This window comes from Tropicibacter alexandrii, assembly GCF_003667315.2.
In the GTDB taxonomy this organism is placed as follows: Bacteria; Pseudomonadota; Alphaproteobacteria; order Rhodobacterales; family Rhodobacteraceae; genus Tropicibacter; species Tropicibacter alexandrii.
The window spans coordinates 281,446-302,769 of sequence record NZ_RCTZ02000004.1 but is presented as its reverse complement, the minus strand read 5'-3'; the positions used below and the strand labels follow the sequence as shown (position 1 = coordinate 302,769).

21 protein-coding genes are annotated in these 21,324 nt (G+C 65.2%); 9 read left to right on the top strand and 12 right to left on the bottom strand.

The genetic code is table 11. The features are described 5' to 3' along the window. The first annotated feature begins 6 nt into the window (after positions 1-6). On the top strand, positions 7-1,221 hold the full coding sequence (locus D8Z78_RS07665; RefSeq protein ID WP_121629546.1) for a DUF2254 domain-containing protein: 1,215 nt from the start codon (positions 7-9) through the stop codon (positions 1,219-1,221). 30 nt (positions 1,222-1,251) lie between these two features. Here the strand turns inward: D8Z78_RS07665 and gltX are convergent, their stop codons facing one another. Continuing rightward, positions 1,252-2,586, bottom strand: a complete 1,335-nt coding sequence (gene gltX, locus D8Z78_RS07660; protein ID WP_121629545.1) for a glutamate--tRNA ligase — start codon at positions 2,584-2,586, stop codon at positions 1,252-1,254. Positions 2,587-2,707: 121 nt separating this feature from the next. Between gltX and D8Z78_RS07655 the strand changes: the two genes are divergently transcribed. From D8Z78_RS07655 to D8Z78_RS07645, 3 genes are all read left to right on the top strand, one after another. Beyond that, on the top strand, positions 2,708-3,649 hold the full coding sequence (locus tag D8Z78_RS07655) for a 1-phosphofructokinase family hexose kinase (RefSeq protein ID WP_121629544.1): 942 nt from the start codon (positions 2,708-2,710) through the stop codon (positions 3,647-3,649). Positions 3,650-3,715: 66 nt separating this feature from the next. Next, positions 3,716-4,252: an RNA 2',3'-cyclic phosphodiesterase gene (gene thpR / locus D8Z78_RS07650; RefSeq protein ID WP_121629543.1), complete on the top strand. Its 537-nt coding sequence runs from the start codon at positions 3,716-3,718 to the stop codon at positions 4,250-4,252. After that, on the top strand, positions 4,249-4,632 hold the full coding sequence (locus tag D8Z78_RS07645) for a metallopeptidase family protein (RefSeq protein WP_121629542.1): 384 nt from the start codon (positions 4,249-4,251) through the stop codon (positions 4,630-4,632). The genes thpR and D8Z78_RS07645 overlap by 4 nt, the downstream gene beginning before the upstream one ends. A 65-nt stretch (positions 4,633-4,697) precedes the next feature. Here the strand turns inward: D8Z78_RS07645 and D8Z78_RS07640 are convergent, their stop codons facing one another. After that, complete coding sequence (locus tag D8Z78_RS07640; RefSeq protein WP_121629541.1) at positions 4,698-5,507, bottom strand: hypothetical protein; 810 nt, start codon at positions 5,505-5,507, stop codon at positions 4,698-4,700. Further along, a complete protein-coding gene (locus D8Z78_RS07635; protein ID WP_121629540.1) occupies positions 5,491-7,155 on the bottom strand; it encodes an NAD+ synthase in 1,665 nt (554 codons plus the stop codon). The genes D8Z78_RS07640 and D8Z78_RS07635 overlap by 17 nt, the downstream gene beginning before the upstream one ends. A 159-nt stretch (positions 7,156-7,314) precedes the next feature. Here D8Z78_RS07635 and D8Z78_RS07630 point away from each other — a divergent pair, with 159 nt between their 5' ends. After that, positions 7,315-8,757 (top strand): MORN repeat-containing protein, encoded by a 1,443-nt coding sequence (locus D8Z78_RS07630; protein ID WP_121629539.1) that lies wholly within the window; start codon positions 7,315-7,317, stop codon positions 8,755-8,757. A 43-nt stretch (positions 8,758-8,800) separates the two neighbouring features. Here the strand turns inward: D8Z78_RS07630 and D8Z78_RS07625 are convergent, their stop codons facing one another. From D8Z78_RS07625 to D8Z78_RS07600, 6 genes are read right to left on the bottom strand one after another with little or no spacing between them, the layout of a single operon-like run. Then, complete coding sequence (locus D8Z78_RS07625; RefSeq protein ID WP_121629538.1) at positions 8,801-10,324, bottom strand: cryptochrome/photolyase family protein; 1,524 nt, start codon at positions 10,322-10,324, stop codon at positions 8,801-8,803. Beyond that, positions 10,318-10,983, bottom strand: coding sequence for an SDR family NAD(P)-dependent oxidoreductase (locus D8Z78_RS07620; protein WP_121629537.1), 666 nt, complete (start codon positions 10,981-10,983; stop codon positions 10,318-10,320). The genes D8Z78_RS07625 and D8Z78_RS07620 overlap by 7 nt, the downstream gene beginning before the upstream one ends. 30 nt (positions 10,984-11,013) lie before the next feature. Next, a complete protein-coding gene (gene modC, locus D8Z78_RS07615) occupies positions 11,014-12,087 on the bottom strand; it encodes a molybdenum ABC transporter ATP-binding protein (protein WP_121629536.1) in 1,074 nt (357 codons plus the stop codon). Beyond that, positions 12,084-12,770 (bottom strand): molybdate ABC transporter permease subunit, encoded by a 687-nt coding sequence (gene modB / locus D8Z78_RS07610; RefSeq protein ID WP_121629535.1) that lies wholly within the window; start codon positions 12,768-12,770, stop codon positions 12,084-12,086. The genes modC and modB overlap by 4 nt, the downstream gene beginning before the upstream one ends. Continuing rightward, positions 12,767-13,480, bottom strand: coding sequence for a molybdate ABC transporter substrate-binding protein (gene modA / locus D8Z78_RS07605; RefSeq protein ID WP_121629534.1), 714 nt, complete (start codon positions 13,478-13,480; stop codon positions 12,767-12,769). Before modA ends, modB begins: the two co-directional genes overlap by 4 nt. Continuing rightward, complete coding sequence (locus tag D8Z78_RS07600; RefSeq protein WP_206169651.1) at positions 13,477-14,232, bottom strand: HpcH/HpaI aldolase family protein; 756 nt, start codon at positions 14,230-14,232, stop codon at positions 13,477-13,479. Before D8Z78_RS07600 ends, modA begins: the two co-directional genes overlap by 4 nt. Positions 14,233-14,613: 381 nt before the next feature. Here D8Z78_RS07600 and D8Z78_RS07595 point away from each other — a divergent pair, with 381 nt between their 5' ends. After that, positions 14,614-15,186, top strand: coding sequence for a sugar transferase (locus D8Z78_RS07595; RefSeq protein ID WP_255446342.1), 573 nt, complete (start codon positions 14,614-14,616; stop codon positions 15,184-15,186). An 18-nt stretch (positions 15,187-15,204) separates the two neighbouring features. On the opposite strand, the gene D8Z78_RS07590 is transcribed toward D8Z78_RS07595, so the two are convergent. Both D8Z78_RS07590 and D8Z78_RS07585 read right to left on the bottom strand, forming a co-directional pair. Next, positions 15,205-15,981, bottom strand: coding sequence for a metallophosphoesterase family protein (locus D8Z78_RS07590; RefSeq protein ID WP_121629532.1), 777 nt, complete (start codon positions 15,979-15,981; stop codon positions 15,205-15,207). 89 nt (positions 15,982-16,070) lie between these two features. Next, positions 16,071-17,453: a polysaccharide biosynthesis/export family protein gene (locus D8Z78_RS07585; RefSeq protein WP_240672040.1), complete on the bottom strand. Its 1,383-nt coding sequence runs from the start codon at positions 17,451-17,453 to the stop codon at positions 16,071-16,073. 407 nt (positions 17,454-17,860) lie between these two features. Between D8Z78_RS07585 and D8Z78_RS07580 the strand changes: the two genes are divergently transcribed. Genes D8Z78_RS07580 through D8Z78_RS07570 form a run of 3 tightly spaced genes read left to right on the top strand, consistent with a single transcriptional unit; the run spans position 17,861 to position 20,100 of the window. Continuing rightward, a complete protein-coding gene (locus D8Z78_RS07580) occupies positions 17,861-18,748 on the top strand; it encodes a 2-dehydro-3-deoxygalactonokinase (RefSeq protein ID WP_121629531.1) in 888 nt (295 codons plus the stop codon). Beyond that, positions 18,745-19,362, top strand: a complete 618-nt coding sequence (locus D8Z78_RS07575; RefSeq protein ID WP_121629530.1) for a 2-dehydro-3-deoxy-6-phosphogalactonate aldolase — start codon at positions 18,745-18,747, stop codon at positions 19,360-19,362. Before D8Z78_RS07580 ends, D8Z78_RS07575 begins: the two co-directional genes overlap by 4 nt. 42 nt (positions 19,363-19,404) lie before the next feature. Next, positions 19,405-20,100, top strand: a complete 696-nt coding sequence (locus D8Z78_RS07570) for a GntR family transcriptional regulator (RefSeq protein ID WP_121629529.1) — start codon at positions 19,405-19,407, stop codon at positions 20,098-20,100. Positions 20,101-20,104: 4 nt separating this feature from the next. On the opposite strand, the gene rlmN is transcribed toward D8Z78_RS07570, so the two are convergent. Continuing rightward, positions 20,105-21,283, bottom strand: coding sequence for a dual-specificity RNA methyltransferase RlmN (gene rlmN / locus D8Z78_RS07565; protein ID WP_121629528.1), 1,179 nt, complete (start codon positions 21,281-21,283; stop codon positions 20,105-20,107). Positions 21,284-21,324 lie beyond the last annotated feature (41 nt).

The window sequence follows — 21,324 nt, the reverse complement described above, 5'->3', positions numbered from 1 at the left end:
TGGCTCATGTGGGCGCTGCGGCTGGCGCGCAAACTGTCGGTCCGCGTCGCCCTGATGACCGTGCTTGCGCTTGTCGCAGCCTTCGTCGCGCCCTTGGCCGAGCCGCTGATCCCCGAAGGCCTGAAGGACCGGTTCGACGCCGACGCCACCTTGCCGGTGCTCAACATCCTCGCCGCCTCGATGCTGACGGTGACGACGTTTTCGCTGGGGGTGATGGTGCAGGCCTCGCAATCGGCCAGCAGCCTTGCCACGCCGCGCGCCTACCGGCTGATGATGCAGGACGGCACCAGCCAGACGGTTCTGGCGACATTCGTCGGCAGCTTCCTTTTCTCGCTGACTGCCATCGCCATGTTCCGGGCGGGGTATTACGATGGCACGGCGTCGGTCGTGGTGTTCGGCCTGACAGTGCTGGTGATCGCCGCGATCATCGGCGCGATCCTGCGTTGGATCGGGCAACTGAGCCAGTTGGGCAGCATGGACCACGTCCTGCACCTTGTCGAAGAGGCCGCCAAGCCCCCCCTGCGGGGCATTCTCGAACGTCCCGCGCTGGGGGGACATCCCGCCCATGCCGGGGCTGGCCCGCCCCTCGATGCACAGGCAATCCGGGCCAAAAGGTCGGGCTATGTGCAATTCGTCGACATGCCACGGTTGCAGGCCTTGATGGTGGAGGCGGATGCACATCTGTGGCTGGTCGATCAGCCCGGCGGATACATGATCGAGGGCGACACCCTGGCGCATATGAACGGATCGGATGACCTGAAAGCCAAGGTCAATGCGGCCTTCACCATCGGCAAGACCCGGTCTCTGGAACAGGACGCGCGCTTTGGCTTGATCGTGCTGACAGAGATCGGCTGCCGCGCCCTGTCGCCGGGGGTCAACGATCCGGGAACGGCGATCGACGTGACGCATCGGCTGACCAACCTGTTGGCCCTGTGCGATGCGCCGGACACCGGCACCCCGCGTTTTGACCGGATCACCGCGCCGATGGTGCGGGCTGAAGACCTGACCGAAGACGCCTTCGATGCGTTGATACGCGACGCCCGCGACAGGCCCGAAGTGCTGGCGCAGATCATGGTCGGATTGCAGCGGCTGGCCAAAAGCCCTTGGAAAGACTTGGCGGAAAGCGCGCGTCGCAAACAGCGCTATCTGCTGGAGCACGCCCGCGCAGAGATCGCGCAGGCCGATGATCGCGACAGATTGGCCGAACTTTCCAGAAAGTAGGATGGGTGATCACCCATCCTACCCGATGTTTCACTGCGCCAGCGACCGGGCCCGCACGACCTGAAGCAGGGGCATGACGTCGCCCATGTCCGGCCCGCGTTCCTGACCGGTGATCGCCTTGCGCAGCGGCATGAACAGCCCCTTGCCCTTGCGGCCGGTCTTGTCCTTCACTGCGTCCGTGAACGCCTTCCATGTACCGCCATCATACGGCCCCTCGGGCAGCAGCCCCATGGCTTCGGCGATGAAGTCGCGGTCCTCGTCGGCGACCAGCGGCTCGGCCCCGTCGCGGAACAGCGTCCACCACGCCGCCATGTCCTTGCGCGTCACGATGTTCTCGCGCACGACCTTCCAGAACAGCTCGGCCTTGTCGGCGGGAACGCCCAGTGCCTCGACCTCTTCCCGCACCGTCTCAAACGGCAGTTCATGCAGCTTCTTCGCGGTCAACGGATACAGGTCGTTCACGTCGAACTTTGTCGGCGCAGACCCGAAGGTGTTCAGGTCGAACCCCTCTGCAATCTCATCCAGCGACATCCGCAATTCCACCGGCTGCGACGAGCCCAGCCGCGCCATCAGCGACAGCAGCGCCTCGGGTTCCACCCCCGCCGCCCGCAGGTCGCGCAACGACAGCGTGCCCAGACGCTTGGACAGCGACTCGCCCTGCGGGCCGGTCAGCAGCGAATGGTGCGCGAATGTCGGCACGGTGCCGCCCAGCGCGCGGATCATCTGGATCTGCGTCGCGGTGTTGGTCACGTGGTCATTGCCGCGCACGATATGGGTGATGCCCATGTCGATATCGTCCACCACCGAGGCCAGCGTATAAAGGAACTGCCCGTCGGCGCGGATCAGCACCGGATCAGACACCGACGCCGCATCGATGGACACATCCCCAAGGATGCCATCGGGCCATTCGATCCGCTCGTGATCCAGCTTGAAGCGCCAGACGCCCGGCCCACGCTCCTCGCGCAGCTTGGTCTTTTCCTCATCGCTCAACGCCAGCGCCGCCCGGTCATAGACCGGCGGTTTGCCCATGTTCAGCTGCTTCTTGCGCTTGAGGTCCAGCTCGGTCGGCGTTTCGAACGCCTCGTAGAAGCGGCCCATGTCGCGCAGACGCTGCGCCGCGTCCTCGTAGCGGTCGAGCCGCTCCGACTGGCGCTCCATCCGGTCCCATGTCAGGCCCAGCCATTCCAGATCCTCGCGGATCGCGTCGACATATTCCTGCTTCGAGCGCTCCGGGTCGGTGTCATCGATGCGCAGCACGAACTGACCACCCGTCTTGCGGGCGATGAGGTGGTTGAACAGCGCGGTGCGCAGGTTGCCCACATGGATATAGCCGGTGGGCGAGGGCGCGAAACGGGTCACGGTCATGGCATTGCCTCCTGATCGGCGGGGTCGTTTCATAGCGCGGCCCTTTTGTCCAGTTCAGGGTTTCACATGCGCGCTGCAATTGCCATGTTGCCCCTAACGCAATCATAACGAGCAGGCACACATGACGCAGATCTTGACCGTCACCCTCAATCCCGCGCTGGACATCGCCGCCAGCGCCCCGCGTGTCGTGCCGGGGATCAAGCTGCGCTGCACCTCCGAGACGCGCGAACCGGGCGGGGGTGGCGTCAATGTCGCCCGCGCCATCAGCCAGCTGGGCGGGCACGCCCGCGCCGTGGTGGCCTTGGCCGGGCCCAATGGCATGGCGCTGGAAACCCTGCTTAGGGGCCGCAATCTGGACCTGATCCGGGTCGAGGCCCCCTCGGAAACCCGCCACAGCTTTGCCGTGACGGATGAGCAATCGGGCGAACAGTACCGCTTTGTCATGGCTGGGCCGGACTGGACCGAAGCTCACCTGACCACCGTCCTGCAAACCATCCAGACCGAGGCCCCCGACGATGCGCTGGTCGTCTTTTCCGGCTCGATGCCGCCCGGCGCGCCGGTGGGCTTCCTGCCCCGCGCCTGCGAGGCGCTCGGCACCCGCCGCGTGATCATCGACACGTCCGGCGCGCATCTGACTTTTCAGGCCAGCGGCCCCGCACCCACACCCCATGTCCTGCGCATGGACAGCCACGAGGCGATGACCCTGTCGGGCAAGCCCCTGTCGACCCGCGACGAAAGCGTCGCCTATGCCGAGGTCCTGCGCCGCAAGGGGGCCGGTCGGATCGTCATCATCGCGCGCGGCAAGGACGGCTCGGTCATGGCCTGCCCGAACGGCCACTGGCATGTGAATGCCGCCAACCAGCGCGTGGTCAGCGCCATCGGTGCGGGTGACAGCTTCGTCGGCGGCTTCACCCTTGCCCTGTCGCGCGGCGAAGACCCGCAAGAGGCCCTGCGCCATGGCGCCGCCGCCGCCTCGGCCGCTTGCCTGTCGGAGGGCACGCAACTATGTCTTCCCGAGGATTTCGAGACGCTCCTGCCACAGACGAAGCTGACCCGGATCTGACGCTTAACCAATTGGAGAAACAGTCTTTCTCCAATAGATTTCTGGCAGCACGGCCAGAGTTCTGACATGACGGCCATTATGCGACTGTTCATCGCCCTGCCCCTACCGGAGGACATCCGGCACGATCTGGCCGCGTTGCAGACGCGCTTGCCAGCCGGGCGCCCCGTGGCACAGGAAAACCTGCACCTGACGCTGGCTTTCTTGGGCGATCAACCGCAGGACACCGCCGAGGACATCCACGAGGCGCTGGATACGCTCAACGCCCCTGCCCCGCAAATCACCCTTCAGGGGGCCGAGATCTTTGGCGGGCGGCATGGTCAGGCCGTGGCGCTTGGGGCGGATTGCGGCGCGCCGCTTTATGAATTGCACGACCGGGTGCGCGGGCGGCTGCGCAGCGTCGGCGTGCAACCGGAACGGCGCCGCTTTCGCCCGCATGTGACGCTCGCCCGGCTGAGTGGCCACGCCAATGCCGCCCCCAGCCTGCAAACGCTGGTGCCCGCGCAGATCGGCCCGTTCACCTGCCCGGCCTTCGCGCTATTCGCCTCGACCCTGCATCGCGACGGCGCGATCCACGAAGAACTGGCGCGCTACCCGCTGGCATGACCGATATCGACACCTTCTACCGCATGGCGCAAACCGCCATCGACAGCTTCCCCGAGCCGTTCCGGACCCATGCCGCCAGCGTTCTGCTCCGCGTCGAGGATTGGCCAGAGCCGGACATGCTGGCCGATCTGGACATCGACGACCCGCACGAGCTGACCGGCCTCTACGATGGCATCCCAATGACACACAAATCCGTCGCCGACCCCGCGCCTTTCCCGGATACGGTCTGGCTGTTCCGCGAACCGATCCTGACGGAATGGCGCGAGCGTGGCGATATCGACCTGCCGGACCTAGTGGCCCATGTCACGGTGCATGAATTCGCCCACCATTTCGGCTGGTCCGACGACGACATCGCCACCATCGACCGCTGGTGGGAATGACCCCTTGCTTCTTTTTGGTCAAAAATACCCCGGGGTGAGCGCGGCACGCGCGAGGGGCAGAGCCCCTAAACCCGGAACCCCTCCACCAGCGCCTCCCAGTCGGCAACATATTTCGCCAACCGTTTCGCGTCCTTATTGGGGTCCAGCATGGGTTTGCGTTTGCCCATCACCATGATGGTCTTGCCATCATGCGCATGCGGCACGTCCAGATAGGGCTGGAAGGCCTCGCAGCGCAGGTCGGGGCGCTGCGCATGCAGCCATGCATACGACTCGACCGGATAGCCATAGGACAGCCAGAGATCCCGCAAGGTCTCGATCTCTGCCAACCGCCGCAAGTCGCCGTCGGCCAGCACCAGCCCACCGATTTGCAACTCCCCAAGCGGCAAGCCCACCAGCGGGGCCAACTCATCGCAGGGCTGCTTGTTCCAGATGCCACCGCGCAGGGTCAGCGCCCGCAACCCGCCAATCGATGCCAAAGGCGTCAGGTCAGAGGCGTTCTTGTAGTCCTCCAGCAGCAGCACATCCAGCGCCATATCCCGCAGCCCGTCAAGGCGGGTCAGCTTCTGCACCCACCACAGCTGCAGACGCTGCAACCGGGGCAGCGCCGCCAGCGGCGACAGGTCCGTGACCCGCATCCCCTTGAAGGCCAGCGCCTCGACATCGACAAACCGCCCGATCCGATCCAACTGCGCCTGATTGACGGAATAGGCAAACCCGGCGCGCCCCGAGACGGGGCTGTCGATCTTGTCGATCGGGTGCAAGGCGCCGTCGACATGCAGGATGCCCTTTGGCGCGTTCACGCGGACCGGCGAAATCGCCGCCGAAATTTCGGCGCAAAACGCGTCATGCAGGGGGAAGTCAGGCTTGTCCGTCATCCCGCCAACGGTTCACGATCGGGTAGCGCCGGTCAAGCCAGAACGCGCGGGGGGTCAGGCGTGCGCCGGGCGCGGACTGGAACCGCTTGTATTCGCTGATATAGACCAGATGTTGCACCCGCTTGGCATCTTCCAGCGCGTACCCCGCTGCCACGCAATCCGCGACCGAGCCATCCTGATCCACGAGGATATCCAGAATCGCATCCAGCACCGGGTAATCGGGCAGGCTATCGCTGTCCTTCTGATCCTCGCGAAGCTCGGCTGAGGGCGGCTTGGTGATGATCCGGTCGGGGATGACTTCACCCCCCGGCCCCGCCATCCAGTTGCGCAAATTGGCGTTGCGCCAGCGGCAGGTCTCGAACACGCGGGTCTTGTAAAGGTCCTTGATCGGATTGTAGCCGCCCGCCATGTCGCCATAGATCGTGGCATAGCCCACCGCGACCTCGGATTTGTTGCCGGTGGTCAGCAGCATCTCGCCAAACTTGTTCGACAGCGCCATCAACAGCAGCCCGCGCAGGCGCGACTGGATGTTTTCTTCGGTCAGGTCGGGAGCCATGCCCTTGAAGAGCGGCTCCAGCGTGGTGGTGATCGCCGCGCGCCCCTCGGCAATCGGGACATAATCGTAACGCACGCCCAGCGCCTTGGCGCAGGCCTCGGCATCCTCCAGCGACGCCTTGGACGTATACTCGGACGGCAGCATCACGCAGCGCACGTTGTCCGGCCCCAGCGCATCGGTGGCAATCGTCGCCACCAGCGCCGAGTCGATGCCGCCGGACATGCCCAGCAGCACCTTGCCGAACCCCGTCTTGCGGCAATAGTCGCGTAAGCTTTCGACCATGACGCGGTAATCCTGTTCCCACGCCTCGGGATGCTTGATGAACTCGCCCTCGTCAGCCACCCAGCCCTCGTCGCCCCGGCGGAAGGTGACGGTGGTCACATCCTCGTCAAAGACCGGCATCTGCACCGCGGGCCGCCCATGCGCGTTCAGCACAAAGGACCCGCCGTCGAACACCTGATCGTCCTGCCCGCCGACCATGTTCAGATAGGCCAGCGGCAGGCCGCTTTCGACCACGCGGGCGACCATCTTGTTCAGGCGGGTTTCCTGCTTGTTGCGGAAATAGGGCGAGCCGTTCGGGACCACGATGATCTCGGCCCCCGATTCCTCCAGCGCCTCGACCACGTCGGGATACCACGCATCCTCGCAGATCGGCAGGCCGATGCGCACGCCGTTCACGTTGACCGGCCCCTGAAGCTGGTCGCGCGAGAAAAGGCGCACCTCGTCGAAGACGTTGAAATTCGGCAGGAAATACTTGTGGACGACAGCCGCGACCTTGCCATCCTGCAAGATGTAGTAGGAATTGTGCAGCTTCGTGCCCTCGGGGCACGGCCCACCCACCGCCAGCGCCGGGCCATCGGCGCAGTCCGCCGCAAGCGCCTCGATCGTGCGGACAGCATCCGCGACGAAGGCCGGCTTCACGATCAGGTCCTGACACTGGTAGCCGGTGATGAACATTTCCGGCAGGGCGATCAGGTCGGCACCTGCCTCCTTGCCCGTCTGCCACGCCGCGCGCGCCTTGGCGGCATTGCCTGTCAGGTCGCCCACGGTGGGGTTCAGCTGTGCCATCGTCAGGCGAAAGGTGTCGGTCATGGCGCGGCTCCCGGTCTTGTCCAAGGCCCACATAGCAGATCGGGCGGGAAGGAAAAGCACCGCGCCGCCGTCCCGGCCAAAACCCATTGCCCCCCGGTCGCCCCTGAATTAGGTTTTCCCCGGGCCGGGCAGGCCCGGACCTAGGGGGAAATCGCGCGCATGAAACTTGCAGGCATCACCGGCATCGTGGCCTTGGCACTGGCCAGCAGCGCATTCGCGCAGGCGGATGACGAGGTCGTCACCAAGCAATATGACGATGGCGGCGTCTACGAGGGCACCTTTCAGGACGGGTTGCAGCACGGCACCGGCACGTATCGCCTGCCCAATGGCTACGAATATACCGGCGAGTGGGTCGAGGGCGAGATCCGGGGCGAGGGCGTCGCGCGTTTCCCCAACGGCTCGGTCTACGAGGGCCAGTTCGCCAAGGGCAAACCCGAGGGTGCGGGCAAGATCATCTTTGCCGATGGATCGACCTACGAGGGCACGTGGCTGGATGGCAAGATCACCGGGCAGGGCGTTGCCGAATACGGCAACGGTGTGCGCTACGAGGGATCGTTCCGCAACGCGCTGCATCACGGCAAGGGCGTGATGACCGCCCCCAACGGCTATGTCTATGACGGCCAATGGGTCAACGGGGTGAAGGAAGGCAATGCCACGATCACCTATCCCGACGGCTCTGAATATCAGGGCCGCGTCGCCGATGGCGAGCGCGACGGACAAGGCACGCTGACCATGCCCGACGGCCTGATCTACGAAGGCACGTGGCGGGACGGGCAGATCGATGGCTCTGGCAAGCTGACGCAGCCGAATGGCGACATCTACGAGGGCGAGCTTGTCGATGGCCGCCGCGAGGGTCAGGGCAAGGTCACCTACAAGAACGGCGACATCTACGAGGGTGAATTCAACAACGACCAGCGCCATGGAACCGGGACGTTCATCGGCACCGATGGCTACAAATACGAGGGCAACTGGGTCTCGGGTCAGATCGAGGGTCAGGGACAGGTCACCTATCCCGATGGTTCGGTCTATGTCGGGGCGTTCAACGGCGATCTGGCCAATGGCAAGGGCAAGATCACCTATCCCGATGGCTCGACCTATGACGGTGACTGGGTCGATGGCGTGATCGAGGGGCGCGGCACCGCGACCTATGCCAACGGGCTGGTCTATACCGGCGAGTTCGTCAATGCCCGCAACGAGGGCACAGGTGTGATGACCTATCCCGACGGCTATCGCTACGAAGGCCAATGGAAGGACGGGCAGCGCCATGGCAAGGGCAAGGCCACCTATCCCGATGGCACTGTGTACGAGGGCGACTTCCGCGATGGCCAGCGCCACGGGCAGGGCACGATCGTGATGGCCAACGGCTTCCGCTACGAAGGCGACTGGGAGCGCGGAGAGATCAACGGCCAGGGTATTGCGACCTACGCCAATGGCGACGTCTACGAGGGCACTTTCGTGAACGGCAAGCGGCAGGGTGCGGGCACGATGCGCTACGCCACGGGCGAAGAGGCGACCGGCGACTGGATTGGCGGGGCGCTTTCGTCAGGTGGGCAGGCCGCGCCGGAGGGCGAAGAGCCCGTCGATCCGCCGAGCGACAACTGAGACCGGGTGCAAGGCGCTTCGAAGCGCCTTGCACGCGCCCCCTCTAGACGATGTCCCCGGCATCGAGGCGTTTCAACAGGTCCTCCGCCTCGCTCAGGATCGTCTCGCGCTTGTCCTCATCCATCCGGTCCCATGTCCGGAACATGTTGCCCATCCGGGCATTGCCCTCGAAACGGTCCCGATGCCGGTCGAGAAAGTGCCAATACAGCAGGTTGAACGGGCACGCCCCCTCGCCCGTCTTCGCCTTCACGTCATAGGCGCAGCCCTTGCAGTAATCCGACATCTTGTTGATGTAGTTGCCGCTTGAAATATACGGCTTCGACGCGATCACCCCGCCATCGGCAAACTGGCTCATCCCTACCGTATTCGGCGCCTCGACCCATTCGAACGCGTCGATATAGACGCTCAGATACCACTCATGCACCTGATGCGGGTCCACACCCGCCAGCAGCGCGAAATTCCCCGTCACCATCAACCGTTGGATGTGGTGGGCATAGGCCTCTTCGCCGGTCTGCTTCACCGCCGCGCCGATACAGGCCATCTTCGTTTCGCCGCCCCAATACATCCACGGCAGATCGCGATCATGCTTCAGCCCATTGCGCGTGACGTAATCCGCCCCCTCGTGGAAGTAGATGCCGCGCATGTAATCGCGCCAGCCGATGATCTGGCGGATGAACCCCTCAGCCGAGTTGATCGGCACCTCGCCGTCTTTCCACGCCTGCTCCACCGCCTCGCAAACCTCCAGCGGGTCCAGAAGACCGATGTTGATATAGGCCGACAGTAGCGAGTGATAGAGGAAGCGTTCGTCCCGCATCATCGCGTCCTGATAAGGGCCGAAATCCGGCAGGGCGTGTTTTACGAAATGGCTCAGCGCGCGGCGTGCCTGCCCGCGATCCGTGGCGAAATGAAACGGGCGGAGGTCGCCGAAATGGTCGCCAAAGCGCGCCTCGACAAGATCCAGAACCTCTTCGACCACCTCACCCGGCGTGAACTGCATCGGCGCGCTTTGCACGCCATCCGGTGGGGCCTTGCGGTTCTCGCTGTCATAGTTCCACTCGCCCCCGGCGGGCTGGTCACCGTCCATCATCAGGCCGGTCTTGCGGCGCATCTCGCGGTAGAAATACTCCATCCGCAGCGCCTTGCGCCCCTTGGCCCAGTCATCGAATTCCTTGTGGGACGCGACGAACCGGTCATCCTCCAACTGCGTCACCTTCAAGGGGCAATGGTTCAGCGCCTCGATCAGGCGCCATTCCCCCGGCTCGGTGGCGATCACCTCGGAGGCGCCCACATCCTCGGCGCGGCGCAACAGCTCGCCGCAGATCGACCCGGAATTGTTCGTATCGTCCAGCTGGGTATAGCGCACCTCCCAGCCGTCGTCCCGAAGGGCCTGCGCGAACTTGCGCATCGCCGACAGGATCAGCGCGATCTTCTTGGGGTGGTGTTTGACATAAGAGGTCTCGTCCGCGACCTCGGCCATGACCACCACGTCCTGCGACTTGTCTGCCGCCTTCAGCGCGGCGATATCAGGCGACAGCTGATCGCCCAGCACCAGAACCAGCTTCACCACGGGATGACCTTTCCGGCGTAATCGTAAAACCCGCCTGTCTGCTCCGGGGTCAGCCCTTCGATCAGGTCGACCAGCCGTTCTGCCGCGTGCTCCGGTGTCACCGTCGGGTGCCGCCCGGCGTATTTCGCGGTGAAATCCGTGGCCACCGTGCCCGGATGCAGGCAGACGCAGGCCAGCGCCTTGTGGGTGCGCGCCAGTTCGACCGCCGCGCCATGCACCAGCTGGTTCACCGCCGCCTTCGCCGTGCGGTAGCTGTACCAGCCGCCCAAGCCATTGTCCCCGATCGACCCGACCCGTGCCGACAGCACCGCCAACACCGCGCGTTCGCGCCGGGGCAACAGCCGGGTGCTGTGTTTCACGACCATCGCCGGGCCGACGGCGTTCAAGGCGAATTGGTTCATCAGCGCCTTGGGCGTGAGCGCGCTCAGCGCCTTTTCCGGCTCGGCCCCGTCGATCTCGAGCGCGCCTGTTGCGACGAAGATCAGGTCATACGTCCCCTCCAGCGCGCCCAAGGCACGCTCGACCGAAGCCTCGTCCGTGACGTCCAAACCGTCACCCGACCGTGACAGGCCGGTGACGTCTACCCCGCGACGGGACAGGTCGGCCTCGACCGCACTGCCAATTCCGCCGCTGTTTCCAATGATCAAAGCGCGTTTCATGACCCGCACTTAGCGGGACATGGACCTGCTTCAAGCGCCGCCGACATCCTGCGGCGCAATCGCCACGGACTTGACCACGGCATAGGCGGTCACACCTTCGCGCAGGCCCAACCTGTCCGCCGAGCGCCGGGTCACCCGTGCGAGAATGCGCCCCGCCGGGGTGCGCAGCGACACCAGCGCGCCGGGGCCGTCGCCCGACCGGATGGCTTCGACCGTGCCGGGCAGTATGTTGAGGGCCGACAGACCCTGCGGCGCTTCGCGCGACAGGATGACCTCGGACGCGGCGACGCGCACGCGCAAGACCTCGCCCGCCTGCTGGCCGACCCGCGGCAGGAACAGCGGCACGCCGCCCGCGTCCAACTCTGTCAGCCCATCATCGTGATGACGCACGACCCGCGCCTCCAGCATCGCGCCCGCGCCGCGCACGCCCGCTGGCGTCACCGACGGATCGCTGAGCACCTCGGCGGCACGGCCTTGCCGCGCGACCCGTCCGTCCTGGAGCACCACGACGGTGGTCGCCAGCCGGGCGACCTCCACCGGGCTGTGCGAGACATAGAGGATCGGGATCTTGGCCTCGTCCCTGAGGCGCTCGAAATAGGGCAGGATCTCGGCCTTGCGGGCCTCGTCCAGCGCCGCGAGCGGTTCATCAGCCAAGATCATTTCCGGCGCGGCCAGCAAGGCACGCCCGATGGCCACGCGCTGACGCTCGCCCCCCGACAGCGCGCCGGGGCGGCGATCCAGCAGCGCGCCGATACCCAGCATCTCGACGACATCGTCCAACCGCGCCCCCGCCCGCCGCGCAAAGAACCGGCCATAAAGAAGGTTCTGCCGCACGGTCAGATGCGGAAACAGCCGCGCCTCCTGAAAGACATAGCCCAGCCGTCGGCGATGCGGCGGCAGCCAGACACCCTCGTCGCACAGAACGCGCCCATCGACCGCAATCCGCCCCGTATCGGGGCGCATCAGCCCGGCCACCGCGTTGATGATCGTCGTCTTGCCCGACCCGGATCGCCCGAACAGCACCGTCAGCCCCGGTGGAGCCTCGAAATCCACATCCAGCGCGAAGCCCGGCAATTGGTGGCGCAACCGAACCGACAGCGTCATGACATGCGCCTTTGCACCCGCCGCGCCAGCCATTCCGACGCCAGCAGCGCACCCATCGCCACCACGACCGACACCACCACCAGCCGCAGCGCGCTGCTTTCGCCGCCCGGAACCTGAAGGAAGGCATAGATCGCCGAGGGCAAGGTCTGCGTCTGTCCCGGAATGTTCGAGACAAAGGTGATCGTCGCGCCGAATTCCCCCATCGCCTTGGCGAAGGCCAGCACCGACCCGGCCAGCACCCCCGGCAAGACCAGCGGCAAGGTCACCGTGACGAAGACCCACACGCGCGAGGCCCCCAGCGTCGCGGCCGCCTCTTCCAGCTTCGGGTCCACCGCCTCGATCGACAGGCGCATGGCGCGCACCATCAAGGGGAAGGCCATGATCCCCGCCGCCAGCGCCGCCCCCGTCCAGCGAAAGGCAAAGACGATGCCCCACTCCGCCAGAAACGCCCCCACCGGCGTGCGCGTGCCGAAGGTCATCAGCAGCAGGTAGCCCGTGACCACCGGCGGCAGGATCAGCGGCAGGTGCACCAGCCCGTTGACGAATTGCTTGCCCGGAAAGGACCACCGCGCCAAGGCATAGGCCGTGAACAGGCCCAGCGGCAGCGCCACAACCGTCGCCCAGACCGCCACGCGCAGCGACAGGGCCACCGCCTGCCATTCCTCGGGCGAGAGCCAGCTCATTGCGCGCCCAGCACGGAGAACCCATGCGTCTGAAAGACCTGCGCGGCCTCATCGCCCTGCAACCAGTCATAGAACGCTTGCGCGCCCGTTCCGTGCCCGTCCAGCAAGGCCACCGGGTAGCGGATCGGCGCATGGCTGTGCTCTGGAAATTCGGCCAACACCGTCACGCGCGGCTCGGCCTGTGCGTCCGTGGCATAGACCACGCCCAACGGCGCCTCGCCCAACGCGACCAAGGCCAGCGCCGCGCGCACATTGTCCGCCTGCACCACACGCGGCGCGACCTGATCCCACAGGCCTAGCGACGTCATCGCCTGTTTGCCGTAGATGCCCGCCGGGACCGCGTCGACCAGCGCCATGGCGATGCGCTCTGCCCCCGGCAAAAGCGCCTCGGGCGGGCCCGACTCGGCGCCTGCAGGCCCGATCAACACCAGCCGGTTGCCCAGCAGGGGGGCCTGTTGCGTCACCAGCCCCTCTGCGTCCAGCCAGTCGATCCAGTCCGGGTTGGCCGAGATGAACAGGTCGGCGGGCGCGCCATATCCGATCTGCCGTGCAAGCGCCGAAGACCCCGCATAGGACAGCGTCACCGCCTCGCCCTCGTACAGGCGGACGGCCTCGTCCAGCGCGGTCTTCAGACTGGCCGCGGCAAAGACCGTGATGTCGGCAAGCGCCGCAACCGGCCACATGGCAAGGACCAGCGCAAACCGCATCATGACCCCTGACGGGACAGCCCCTTGCGCAGGGCCACCAGATCGAAGTCGCGCGCGACGAACACCGCCCCGGCCTCGATGGCCTCGTCGGCAAAGCCGTGATCCAGCGTCAGGATGCCCGGCGGCAGCCCGGCGGCGCGAATCCGGCGGATCGCGTCGAGGATGATCGCCTTGACCTCCGGGTGGCCCGGCTCGCCCGGATAGCCCAGCGACGCGGCCAGATCGGCCGGCCCGATGAAGATGCCGTGGATGCCGGGCACGGCGGCCATCGCCTCGATCTGATCCAGCGCCTCGCGGGTTTCGGCCTGTATCAGCAGGCAGATCTCCTGCCCGGCGGTCTTGTGGTAGCCCGGCACCGTGGCAAAGCGCGAGGCCCGTGTCATCCCCGCCACCCCGCGTATGCCCTCTGGCGGGTAGGTCACCGCCTGCACCGCAAGCACGGCCTCTTCGGCGTTCTGCACATAGGGAATCAGGATCGTCTGCGCGCCGATATCGAGGATCTTCTTGATTTCCGACGTGTTCAACGAGGTGGGCCGCACGATCGGCGACACAGGGTAAGGCGCGACCGCCTGCAAAAGCGGCAGGACGGTGCGGACATCGGTGGGCGAATGTTCGGTGTCCAGAAGCATCCAGTCATAGCCGCAGCCCGCCATCATCTCGACCGCCAACGGATCGGACAGGCCGACCCACAAACCGTGCTGAAGCTCCATACGGGCAATCGCGTCCTTGAATCGGTTCTTTGGCAAGCTTGGCATCCGTTCCCGTCCCTGTTGCATGACCGCGTCCCGCAGCCTGTCGAACGGACCCTACTGCGCTCTGCAAGTGCTGGAAAGCCCTGCCATATCGGCAAGGAACGGCTCAATTTTAACCAAACGCATCATATTTTTGCCATAAGCTTTTAACCTCCTGTTAATTGGTTTGACACGTTCAGGGGCCATAGCTATCCAGAACCCGTCCGGAAGGAGTGGTGTACCTGTCCGAAAGTATAGTTGGTCGTGTCCGGATGTTTTGTATCCAAGTTGAAAATTTACCCTTTGGAGGGACAATTGCTTACTCGTAGCAGCGCACGCGCACCGGAGTTTCCAGGGCAACGCGCTTTCCTTTCGGTTTCCCGTCTGCGAAAGTTCGGCTTTGCCGTGACGAAGCGGTCGTTCGACATCATCATGAGCTTGGCATTGTTGCCGTTCTTGGCAATTTTGGCCGTTGCTCTGCTGATTCTGAACCCGTTCTACAACAAGGGCTCGCTGTTCTTCGTACAGCGCCGCATGGGTCGCAACTGCGAGCCGTTCCAAGCGATCAAGTTCCGCTCGATGACGGACGTGCCGCAGGTCAGCCGCTCGGCGGATTGCCCGCTCGAAGTCGATCGCATCACGCCCTTGGGCGGCTTCCTGCGGAAAAGCCGCATCGATGAACTGCCGCAGATCCTGAACGTTCTGCGCGGTGACATGAGCCTGATCGGCCCGCGTCCGGACTATTACGATCACGCGGTGCACTATCTTGAGCAGGTCCGCGGCTATCGCCAGCGCCATGCGGTGCGTCCGGGGATCAGCGGTCTGGCACAAACCGAACTGGGCTATATCGAAGGTGTCGAGGCGACCAAGCGCAAGGTCAGCGCAGACCTCTACTACATCACCCATACCGACCTGCTGATGGAAGCCTGGATTGTCTGGCGCACCATCTCCGTCGTGGTCAAGCGAGGCGGCGCCTGATCGCGCCGCCCTTTACGGTCAGTCGAATTTCAGCTTCTGATCGATGAAAACCAGATCGTTCTCGCAGATATAGGCACCCGAAAGGGTGCCTGTTGCGTATGCGCCGGTATCGATCGCGATGCGGCCATCCCGCGCCTGCGGTTGCGGCACGATCGTATGGCCGTGGACCACCCAGATCCCGTCCTGACGCGGCACCGAATGGAAATCCGCGTGCCCCCACATCAATGTCTTGTCCGACTGCTCCGTGATCGGCAGGGCCGGGTCCGCCCCGGCATGGACAACCGCGACATTGCCACTTTGCCACAGCGTCGGCAGGCTTTCCAACCAAGCGATCATCCCCGTGCCCATCGCCTCGGCCAGAGCGTCGCGCAGATCGGTCATCGTCGTGTCCGGGGTCTTGGCCACGCCGTAGCTGGCCAGCGTCTGCAAGCCACCATGGCGCATCCAGCGCGGTCCCGACCGTTCGGGGTCGTTCAGGAAGTCGATGCACATCTGTTCGTGGTTGCCACGCAGGCAAAACACGAGGTCGGGGAATTCCTGCGTCAGCCGACGCAGCAAGCCTAGAATTTCGGCAGACCGCTCGCCCCGGTCGATATAGTCACCGACGCAGATCACGGTGGGACATTCGTCGACCTGCTCGATCACGTGGAGCAGGTCATGAAACGGGTCCAGCGTGCCATGGATGTCCCCGATCGCGAAAAAGGGCTTCTCGGGCGCCAAGGGCGCATCAAAGGGCGCCGCCTCGGCCCTGGCGCCTGAGGACCTGCGCCCCAGTATCTTCTTGAAGAGGTTCATGGGAAAAGTCTTGAGCGCAGAGCGCTCCGAAATGCAAGCCTCCCTGCACGTCGAAGCGCCCTCATTGTGCCGGATTTCGCCGGTTAACGTTAAATGCCGCGGCTGGCGGCCTGCAGGATCGTCGGGAAGACCTGCTGCAACGCGCGGCCCCACTTGGTGATCGGCTGCTCTTCGATGAAGACGACATCGTTCGGGCGCATCTCGAAGCGGGTGGCCACGATCAGCGCAGCCGCGTTTTCGGCATTCAGATGGTAAGCGAGGATCTGACCGACCTTGCCCGGCGCGTTGGTTCCGCGCAGCACATAGATCTCGCGCGGGTTGCCGGTGGTGGTGTCAAAGCCACCCTCGCCATACAGCACATCGGCAAGGCTCGCGGTCTGTCCATAAGGCAGGGCAAAGCGCGCCTGATTGTTCACCTCGCCGGACAGATAGACATAGTCACGATCGGTTGCGCCGAGGTCTTCGAGCGCCTGGAAGGTCGAGCGCTGCTCGTCCAGTGCAGAGCGGCGAATCTCGATTTCGGTCTGCAACATGGTCAGCGCCTGCGCGCGGGCGGCGCTGCGCATCTCGATCACCGACAACTGCGATTCGTAGAAGGCCAGTGCGCGGTCTAGGTCATAGGTCGTATCGACGAACACCGCGTCGCCCCCCAGCAGGACCTTTTTCTGAAGGTCGGGGCGATCCTTGAAGATTTCCACCGGGATCTGGTACAGCGTTCCGTCGCGATAGATCCGGATCGAGGCGAATTCCTCGTCCTTGACGGCCATCCCGCCAGCGGCGGTGATCGCCTCGCCCAGCGTGACTGGGTTCAGAGTGATCGGCACCAGACGCGCGGCATTGACGGCCCCGCCAACAGCGACGCGCTGCGAGTTGAACTCTGCCACTTCGAGGCTGAAGGACGGGTCGATCTGGTTGCGCACCAGCACGTCGAACAGCTGGTCCTCGGCCTCTTTCACGGTCAGACCGGCCAGCGCGACGCTGCCGATTTCCGGAATGGCGATCGTGCCGTCATCGCGCACGGTATAGCCTTGGCGGCTGTTCTGCGCGGCCAACAGGCCCGACAGCTGCTCGATGGTGGAGCCGGAGCTGCGCGTCGCCAGCAGAACGACATCGCCGACGCCGATCCGGTAGGGCACGCGCGCCGCATCGGGAAGCGGGCGGAAATCCATGGCCTTGCGGCCTTCGGTCGGGATGTAAGGCTGGCTCGGCAGGGCACCGGCCCCGTACATCGTGCCCCCCGTCCCGGCCGCGGCAAAGAAGGCGGCGGGCAGCTGGCGCGGGACATAGGTGCTGGCATTTGCGGCAGCGATGCTTTTCATCGTCATCGGCACGACCGTGACCGGCGCGCCATCGACTTCCTTCTGAACCGACGGGCTGATGTAGCTCACGCCGCAGGCACTGGCCAGCGTCAGCAGGCCGATGACTGCCGCCCGTTTGACCATCGCAAAAGCAAAACTTCCGTTGGAGCCCATATCGTTCTTCCTCAAATACGCACGCATGGCGGGCCGCATCCTTCTGGACATACGCAGCCCCGGACCCCGCGCAAACGCAGTTCCCTCGATCGTTGCACGAACACTATCAGTGCGGTCACAAGTCGGCTATGGCCCTCACCCCGAGAGCCCCAGTCTGGGGCAAATCCGCAACACATGTGCACGCTCAGCGCCATGCCACCTCGAACCACATAACTCCCTGATCAGCATCGCTTTTTCGCGGGATTGGCGACGCCCCGTCGCCCTTCGGGTGTTGGCCTGCCGACGGCCCCATCCGACCGCTGGTCCGACCCGCTCGGGTTTCCGCCGCGAAAACAATGCTCTATCCCGGCCCCTTGCCCTTGGATGGCGGTTCACGCAATTCTGGGGATAGCCAACAGGGATCAACCATGCCGCCAGAAAATTGGATTGCCGTCGACTGGGGAACCTCGAACCTGCGCCTCTGGCGCATGTCGGGGGACACGGTCACCGAGGCGATGACCTCGGACAAGGGGATGGCCAGCCTCGCCCCGGATGAATTCGAACCGCACCTGCTGTCGCTGATCGGCGACCCCGGACCCGGCCCGCTGCCGGTGCTGGTCTGCGGCATGGCGGGCGCGCGTCAGGGCTGGGCCGAAGCGCCCTACCTATCCGTCCCCACCAAACCGCCTGCGATCGGTCGCGCCCTGCGCCCGCTGGTTGCCGATGACCGGCTCGACGTGCGCATCCTGCCGGGTCTGTCACAAGCTGCGCCCGCCGATGTCATGCGCGGCGAGGAAACACAGGTGGCGGGCTTCATGGCCACCGAGCCGCGATTCGACGGGATAATCTGCCTGCCCGGCACCCATTCCAAATGGGTGCATGTCAGCGCCGGGGAGGTCGTCTCCTTCCGCACATTCATGACGGGTGAGCTTTTTGCCCTGCTGAGCACCGCCTCGGTGCTGCGTCACTCCATCGGAACCGGCTGGGACGGCGACGCCTTCCTGTCTGCCGTATCGGATGCCATGGGGCGCCCCGCGCAAGTGGCCGCCGACCTGTTCACCCTGCGCGCCGCGCATTTGCTGCACGGCCAGTCCACCGACAGCGCGCGCGCGCGCCTGTCCGGCCTGCTGATCGGCATGGAACTGGCCGCCGCCCGCCCCTATTGGCTGGGACAGGAGGTGGTGATCCTCGGTGCCGAGACGCTGTCGCAAAGCTATCTGTCCGCACTTCGGGCGCAGTCGGCCACCTGCCGCACCGCCCCGGTCGAAGACATCACCCTGCGCGGCCTCATCGCCGCATGGAAGGACGCGACATGACCCGTGAACTGATTGCCATCTTGCGCGGCCTGACCCCGCCCGAGGCCCCCGCCATGGCCGAGGCCCTGATCGACGCCGGAATCACCAAGATAGAGGTGCCCCTGAACTCGCCCGACCCGTTCGACAGCATCGCCGCGATGCTGCGCGTCGGTGAGGGCGCGGTGATCGGCGCGGGCACCGTGCTGGACCCGGCGGACGTGCTGCGGCTGGCCGGGATGGGCGCGCAGATGGTCGTCTCGCCCGATTGCAATCCGCGCGTGATCGTCGCGACGAAACAGGCGGGGATGCTGTCTTATCCCGGTGTCTTCTCCCCGACCGAGGCCTTCACCGCGCTGCGCAATGGCGCTGATGGGCTGAAGTTCTTTCCCGCCTCGCATCTGGGACCGTCGGGCGTGGCGGCGCTCAAGGCGGTGCTGCCGCCCGAGACACGGACTTATGCGGTGGGTGGTGCCGGGCCGGAGAATTTCGACCAATGGCAGGCGGTGGGCATCACCGGATTCGGCATCGGCTCGGCGCTGTATAAACCCGGGCGCAGCGTCGCCGACACGGCGGCGCGGGCGCGCGACATCGTGGCGGCCTATGACGCCGCCTTTCATGGCCAACGGTTGACGTGATGATCGCCTCTCGTACACACTGCGTGTACGAGGAGGCCCGCCATGCCCAACCCGACACCCAAAGCCGCCCTGCGCGAGGACCTGCGCGCCCGCATCCTGTGCTGCGATCTGGTCCCCGGCGCCGAGCTGGATGAAACCCGGCTCGCCCGCGAATTCGGCCTGTCCCGCACGCCGCTGCGCGAGGTCTTCCAAGGGCTTGCCGGTGAGGGCTACCTGAACCTGCGCCCCAACAAGGGCGCGCAGGTGACGCCGCTTGACCTGCCGCGGCTGCAGGACTTCATGTTGACCGCGCCCGTGCTGCTGACCAGCGCCGCACGTCTGGCCGCCGCCCGCGCGACCCCCGGCGAAACCGATACGCTGATGGTGCAACTGGCCACGTTGGGCGCGGCCTTCGACGGGGACGACCGCCGAGCGACCGCTCTGGCCGCCCATGGGTTTTGGGAGGCGCTGCGCGATCTGGCCGCCAGCACCTATCTGGCACCGGGCCTGACCCGTCTTGCGCTGGACATGACGCGCCTCAACGAGGGGCACTTCTCGCCCGGTTCCAAAAAGGAAAAGAAGGCGCTGAAGAAGACCGTGCAAGCCAAGCAGGCCGTTGCCGACGCCATCGCCGCGCAGGATGCGCAGGGGGCCGCCGACGCCGTGCTTGCCCTGTGGGAGATGTCGCGCGAACGCCTGACCTCCACCCTTCAGCCCGACCCGTTGCCCACGGACCCAACCGAAAAACTCACAGCCTGACGGCTTACAGCCCAGTCTCAGCGGCGATTTCCGCGCGCGACTTGCGCGCCCGCTCCGTCGCGGATTTCAGCTGGCCACAGGCGGCCATGATATCCTCGCCGCGCGGTGTGCGGATGGGGCTGGCATAACCGGCCTTGTAGACGATGTCGGCGAATTTCTCGATCCGCTCCCAGTCGCTGCGCTGATACGGCGCGCCGGGCCATTCATTGAACGGGATCAGGTTGATCTTGGCCGGGATGCCCTGGATCAGCTTGACCAGACGGCGGGCGTCGGCGTCGCTGTCGTTCACATCCTTGAGCATGACATACTCGAAGGTGATCCGCTCGGAATTCGACAGGCGGGGATATTCGCGCAGCGCGTTCAGCAGCGTCTCGATGTTCCAGCGCTTGTTGATCGGCACCAGCTTGTCGCGCACCTCGTCGGTGGTGGCGTGAAAGGAGACCGCCATCAGACAGCCGATTTCCTCGGCGCATTTGGCGATTTCCGGCACGACGCCACTGGTCGACAAGGTGATCCGGCGGCGCGACAGGGCGATGCCTTCGCCATCCATGGCGATCCTCATCGCGTTGCGCACATTATCGAAGTTATACAGCGGCTCGCCCATGCCCATCAGCACGATGTTCGACAGCAGGCGCGGACCATTCTCGCCCGTCCCGGTGCCCGGCTCCGGCCATTCGCCCAGATCGTCGCGCACCAGCATGATCTGACCGACGATTTCCCCGGCGGTCAGGTTGCGGACCAGTTTCTGCGTGCCGGTGTGGCAGAACGAACAGGTCAGCGTGCAGCCCACCTGAGACGAGATGCAAAGCGTGCCCCGATCTTCCTCGGGGATGTAGACGGTCTCGACCTCGTGACCGCCGGCGATCTTGACCAGATACTTGCGCGTCCCATCCGCCGAGACCTGCTTGGACACGATTTCCGGCAAGGCGATGACGAAGTTCGCCGCGAGCCTCGCGCGGTAGTCCTTCGCCAGATTGGTCATGTCGGCAAAGTCGCGCACGCCCCAGTGATACAGCCATTGCCAGATCTGGTTAACCCGCATCTTGGCCTGCTTTTCCGGCGTACCGATCTCGATCAGGGCCTCGCGCAGTTCGTCCCGCGTCAGACCGACGAGATTCTTCAATCCCTCCGGCAGCTTGCGGGGGATCGTCAGCACGTCCTGGGTGATCGGCGTATCGCTCATGGCACCATCCTCGGGAAAAGAAGCCTGCGCTATACAGGATT

What these genes read in the sequence shown, in the direction of transcription:
- D8Z78_RS07575 (WP_121629530.1), top strand. Translation starts at nt 18,745, where the DNA reads ATGACCCGTGAACTGATTGCCATCTTGCGCGGCCTGACCCCGCCCGAG.
- D8Z78_RS07585 (WP_240672040.1), bottom strand. Translation starts at nt 17,453, where the DNA reads ATGGGCTCCAACGGAAGTTTTGCTTTTGCGATGGTCAAACGGGCGGCA.
- D8Z78_RS07590 (WP_121629532.1), bottom strand. Translation starts at nt 15,981, where the DNA reads ATGAACCTCTTCAAGAAGATACTGGGGCGCAGGTCCTCAGGCGCCAGG.
- rlmN (WP_121629528.1), bottom strand. Translation starts at nt 21,283, where the DNA reads ATGAGCGATACGCCGATCACCCAGGACGTGCTGACGATCCCCCGCAAG.
- gltX (WP_121629545.1), bottom strand. Translation starts at nt 2,586, where the DNA reads ATGACCGTGACCCGTTTCGCGCCCTCGCCCACCGGCTATATCCATGTG.
- D8Z78_RS07580 (WP_121629531.1), top strand. Translation starts at nt 17,861, where the DNA reads ATGCCGCCAGAAAATTGGATTGCCGTCGACTGGGGAACCTCGAACCTG.
- D8Z78_RS07635 (WP_121629540.1), bottom strand. Translation starts at nt 7,155, where the DNA reads ATGACCGACACCTTTCGCCTGACGATGGCACAGCTGAACCCCACCGTG.
- D8Z78_RS07655 (WP_121629544.1), top strand. Translation starts at nt 2,708, where the DNA reads ATGACGCAGATCTTGACCGTCACCCTCAATCCCGCGCTGGACATCGCC.
- modB (WP_121629535.1), bottom strand. Translation starts at nt 12,770, where the DNA reads ATGAGCTGGCTCTCGCCCGAGGAATGGCAGGCGGTGGCCCTGTCGCTG.
- D8Z78_RS07570 (WP_121629529.1), top strand. Translation starts at nt 19,405, where the DNA reads ATGCCCAACCCGACACCCAAAGCCGCCCTGCGCGAGGACCTGCGCGCC.
- D8Z78_RS07620 (WP_121629537.1), bottom strand. Translation starts at nt 10,983, where the DNA reads ATGAAACGCGCTTTGATCATTGGAAACAGCGGCGGAATTGGCAGTGCG.
- thpR (WP_121629543.1), top strand. Translation starts at nt 3,716, where the DNA reads ATGACGGCCATTATGCGACTGTTCATCGCCCTGCCCCTACCGGAGGAC.
- modA (WP_121629534.1), bottom strand. Translation starts at nt 13,480, where the DNA reads ATGATGCGGTTTGCGCTGGTCCTTGCCATGTGGCCGGTTGCGGCGCTT.
- D8Z78_RS07630 (WP_121629539.1), top strand. Translation starts at nt 7,315, where the DNA reads ATGAAACTTGCAGGCATCACCGGCATCGTGGCCTTGGCACTGGCCAGC.
- D8Z78_RS07600 (WP_206169651.1), bottom strand. Translation starts at nt 14,232, where the DNA reads ATGCCAAGCTTGCCAAAGAACCGATTCAAGGACGCGATTGCCCGTATG.
- D8Z78_RS07645 (WP_121629542.1), top strand. Translation starts at nt 4,249, where the DNA reads ATGACCGATATCGACACCTTCTACCGCATGGCGCAAACCGCCATCGAC.
- D8Z78_RS07640 (WP_121629541.1), bottom strand. Translation starts at nt 5,507, where the DNA reads ATGACGGACAAGCCTGACTTCCCCCTGCATGACGCGTTTTGCGCCGAA.
- D8Z78_RS07665 (WP_121629546.1), top strand. Translation starts at nt 7, where the DNA reads ATGTGGGCGCTGCGGCTGGCGCGCAAACTGTCGGTCCGCGTCGCCCTG.
- modC (WP_121629536.1), bottom strand. Translation starts at nt 12,087, where the DNA reads ATGACGCTGTCGGTTCGGTTGCGCCACCAATTGCCGGGCTTCGCGCTG.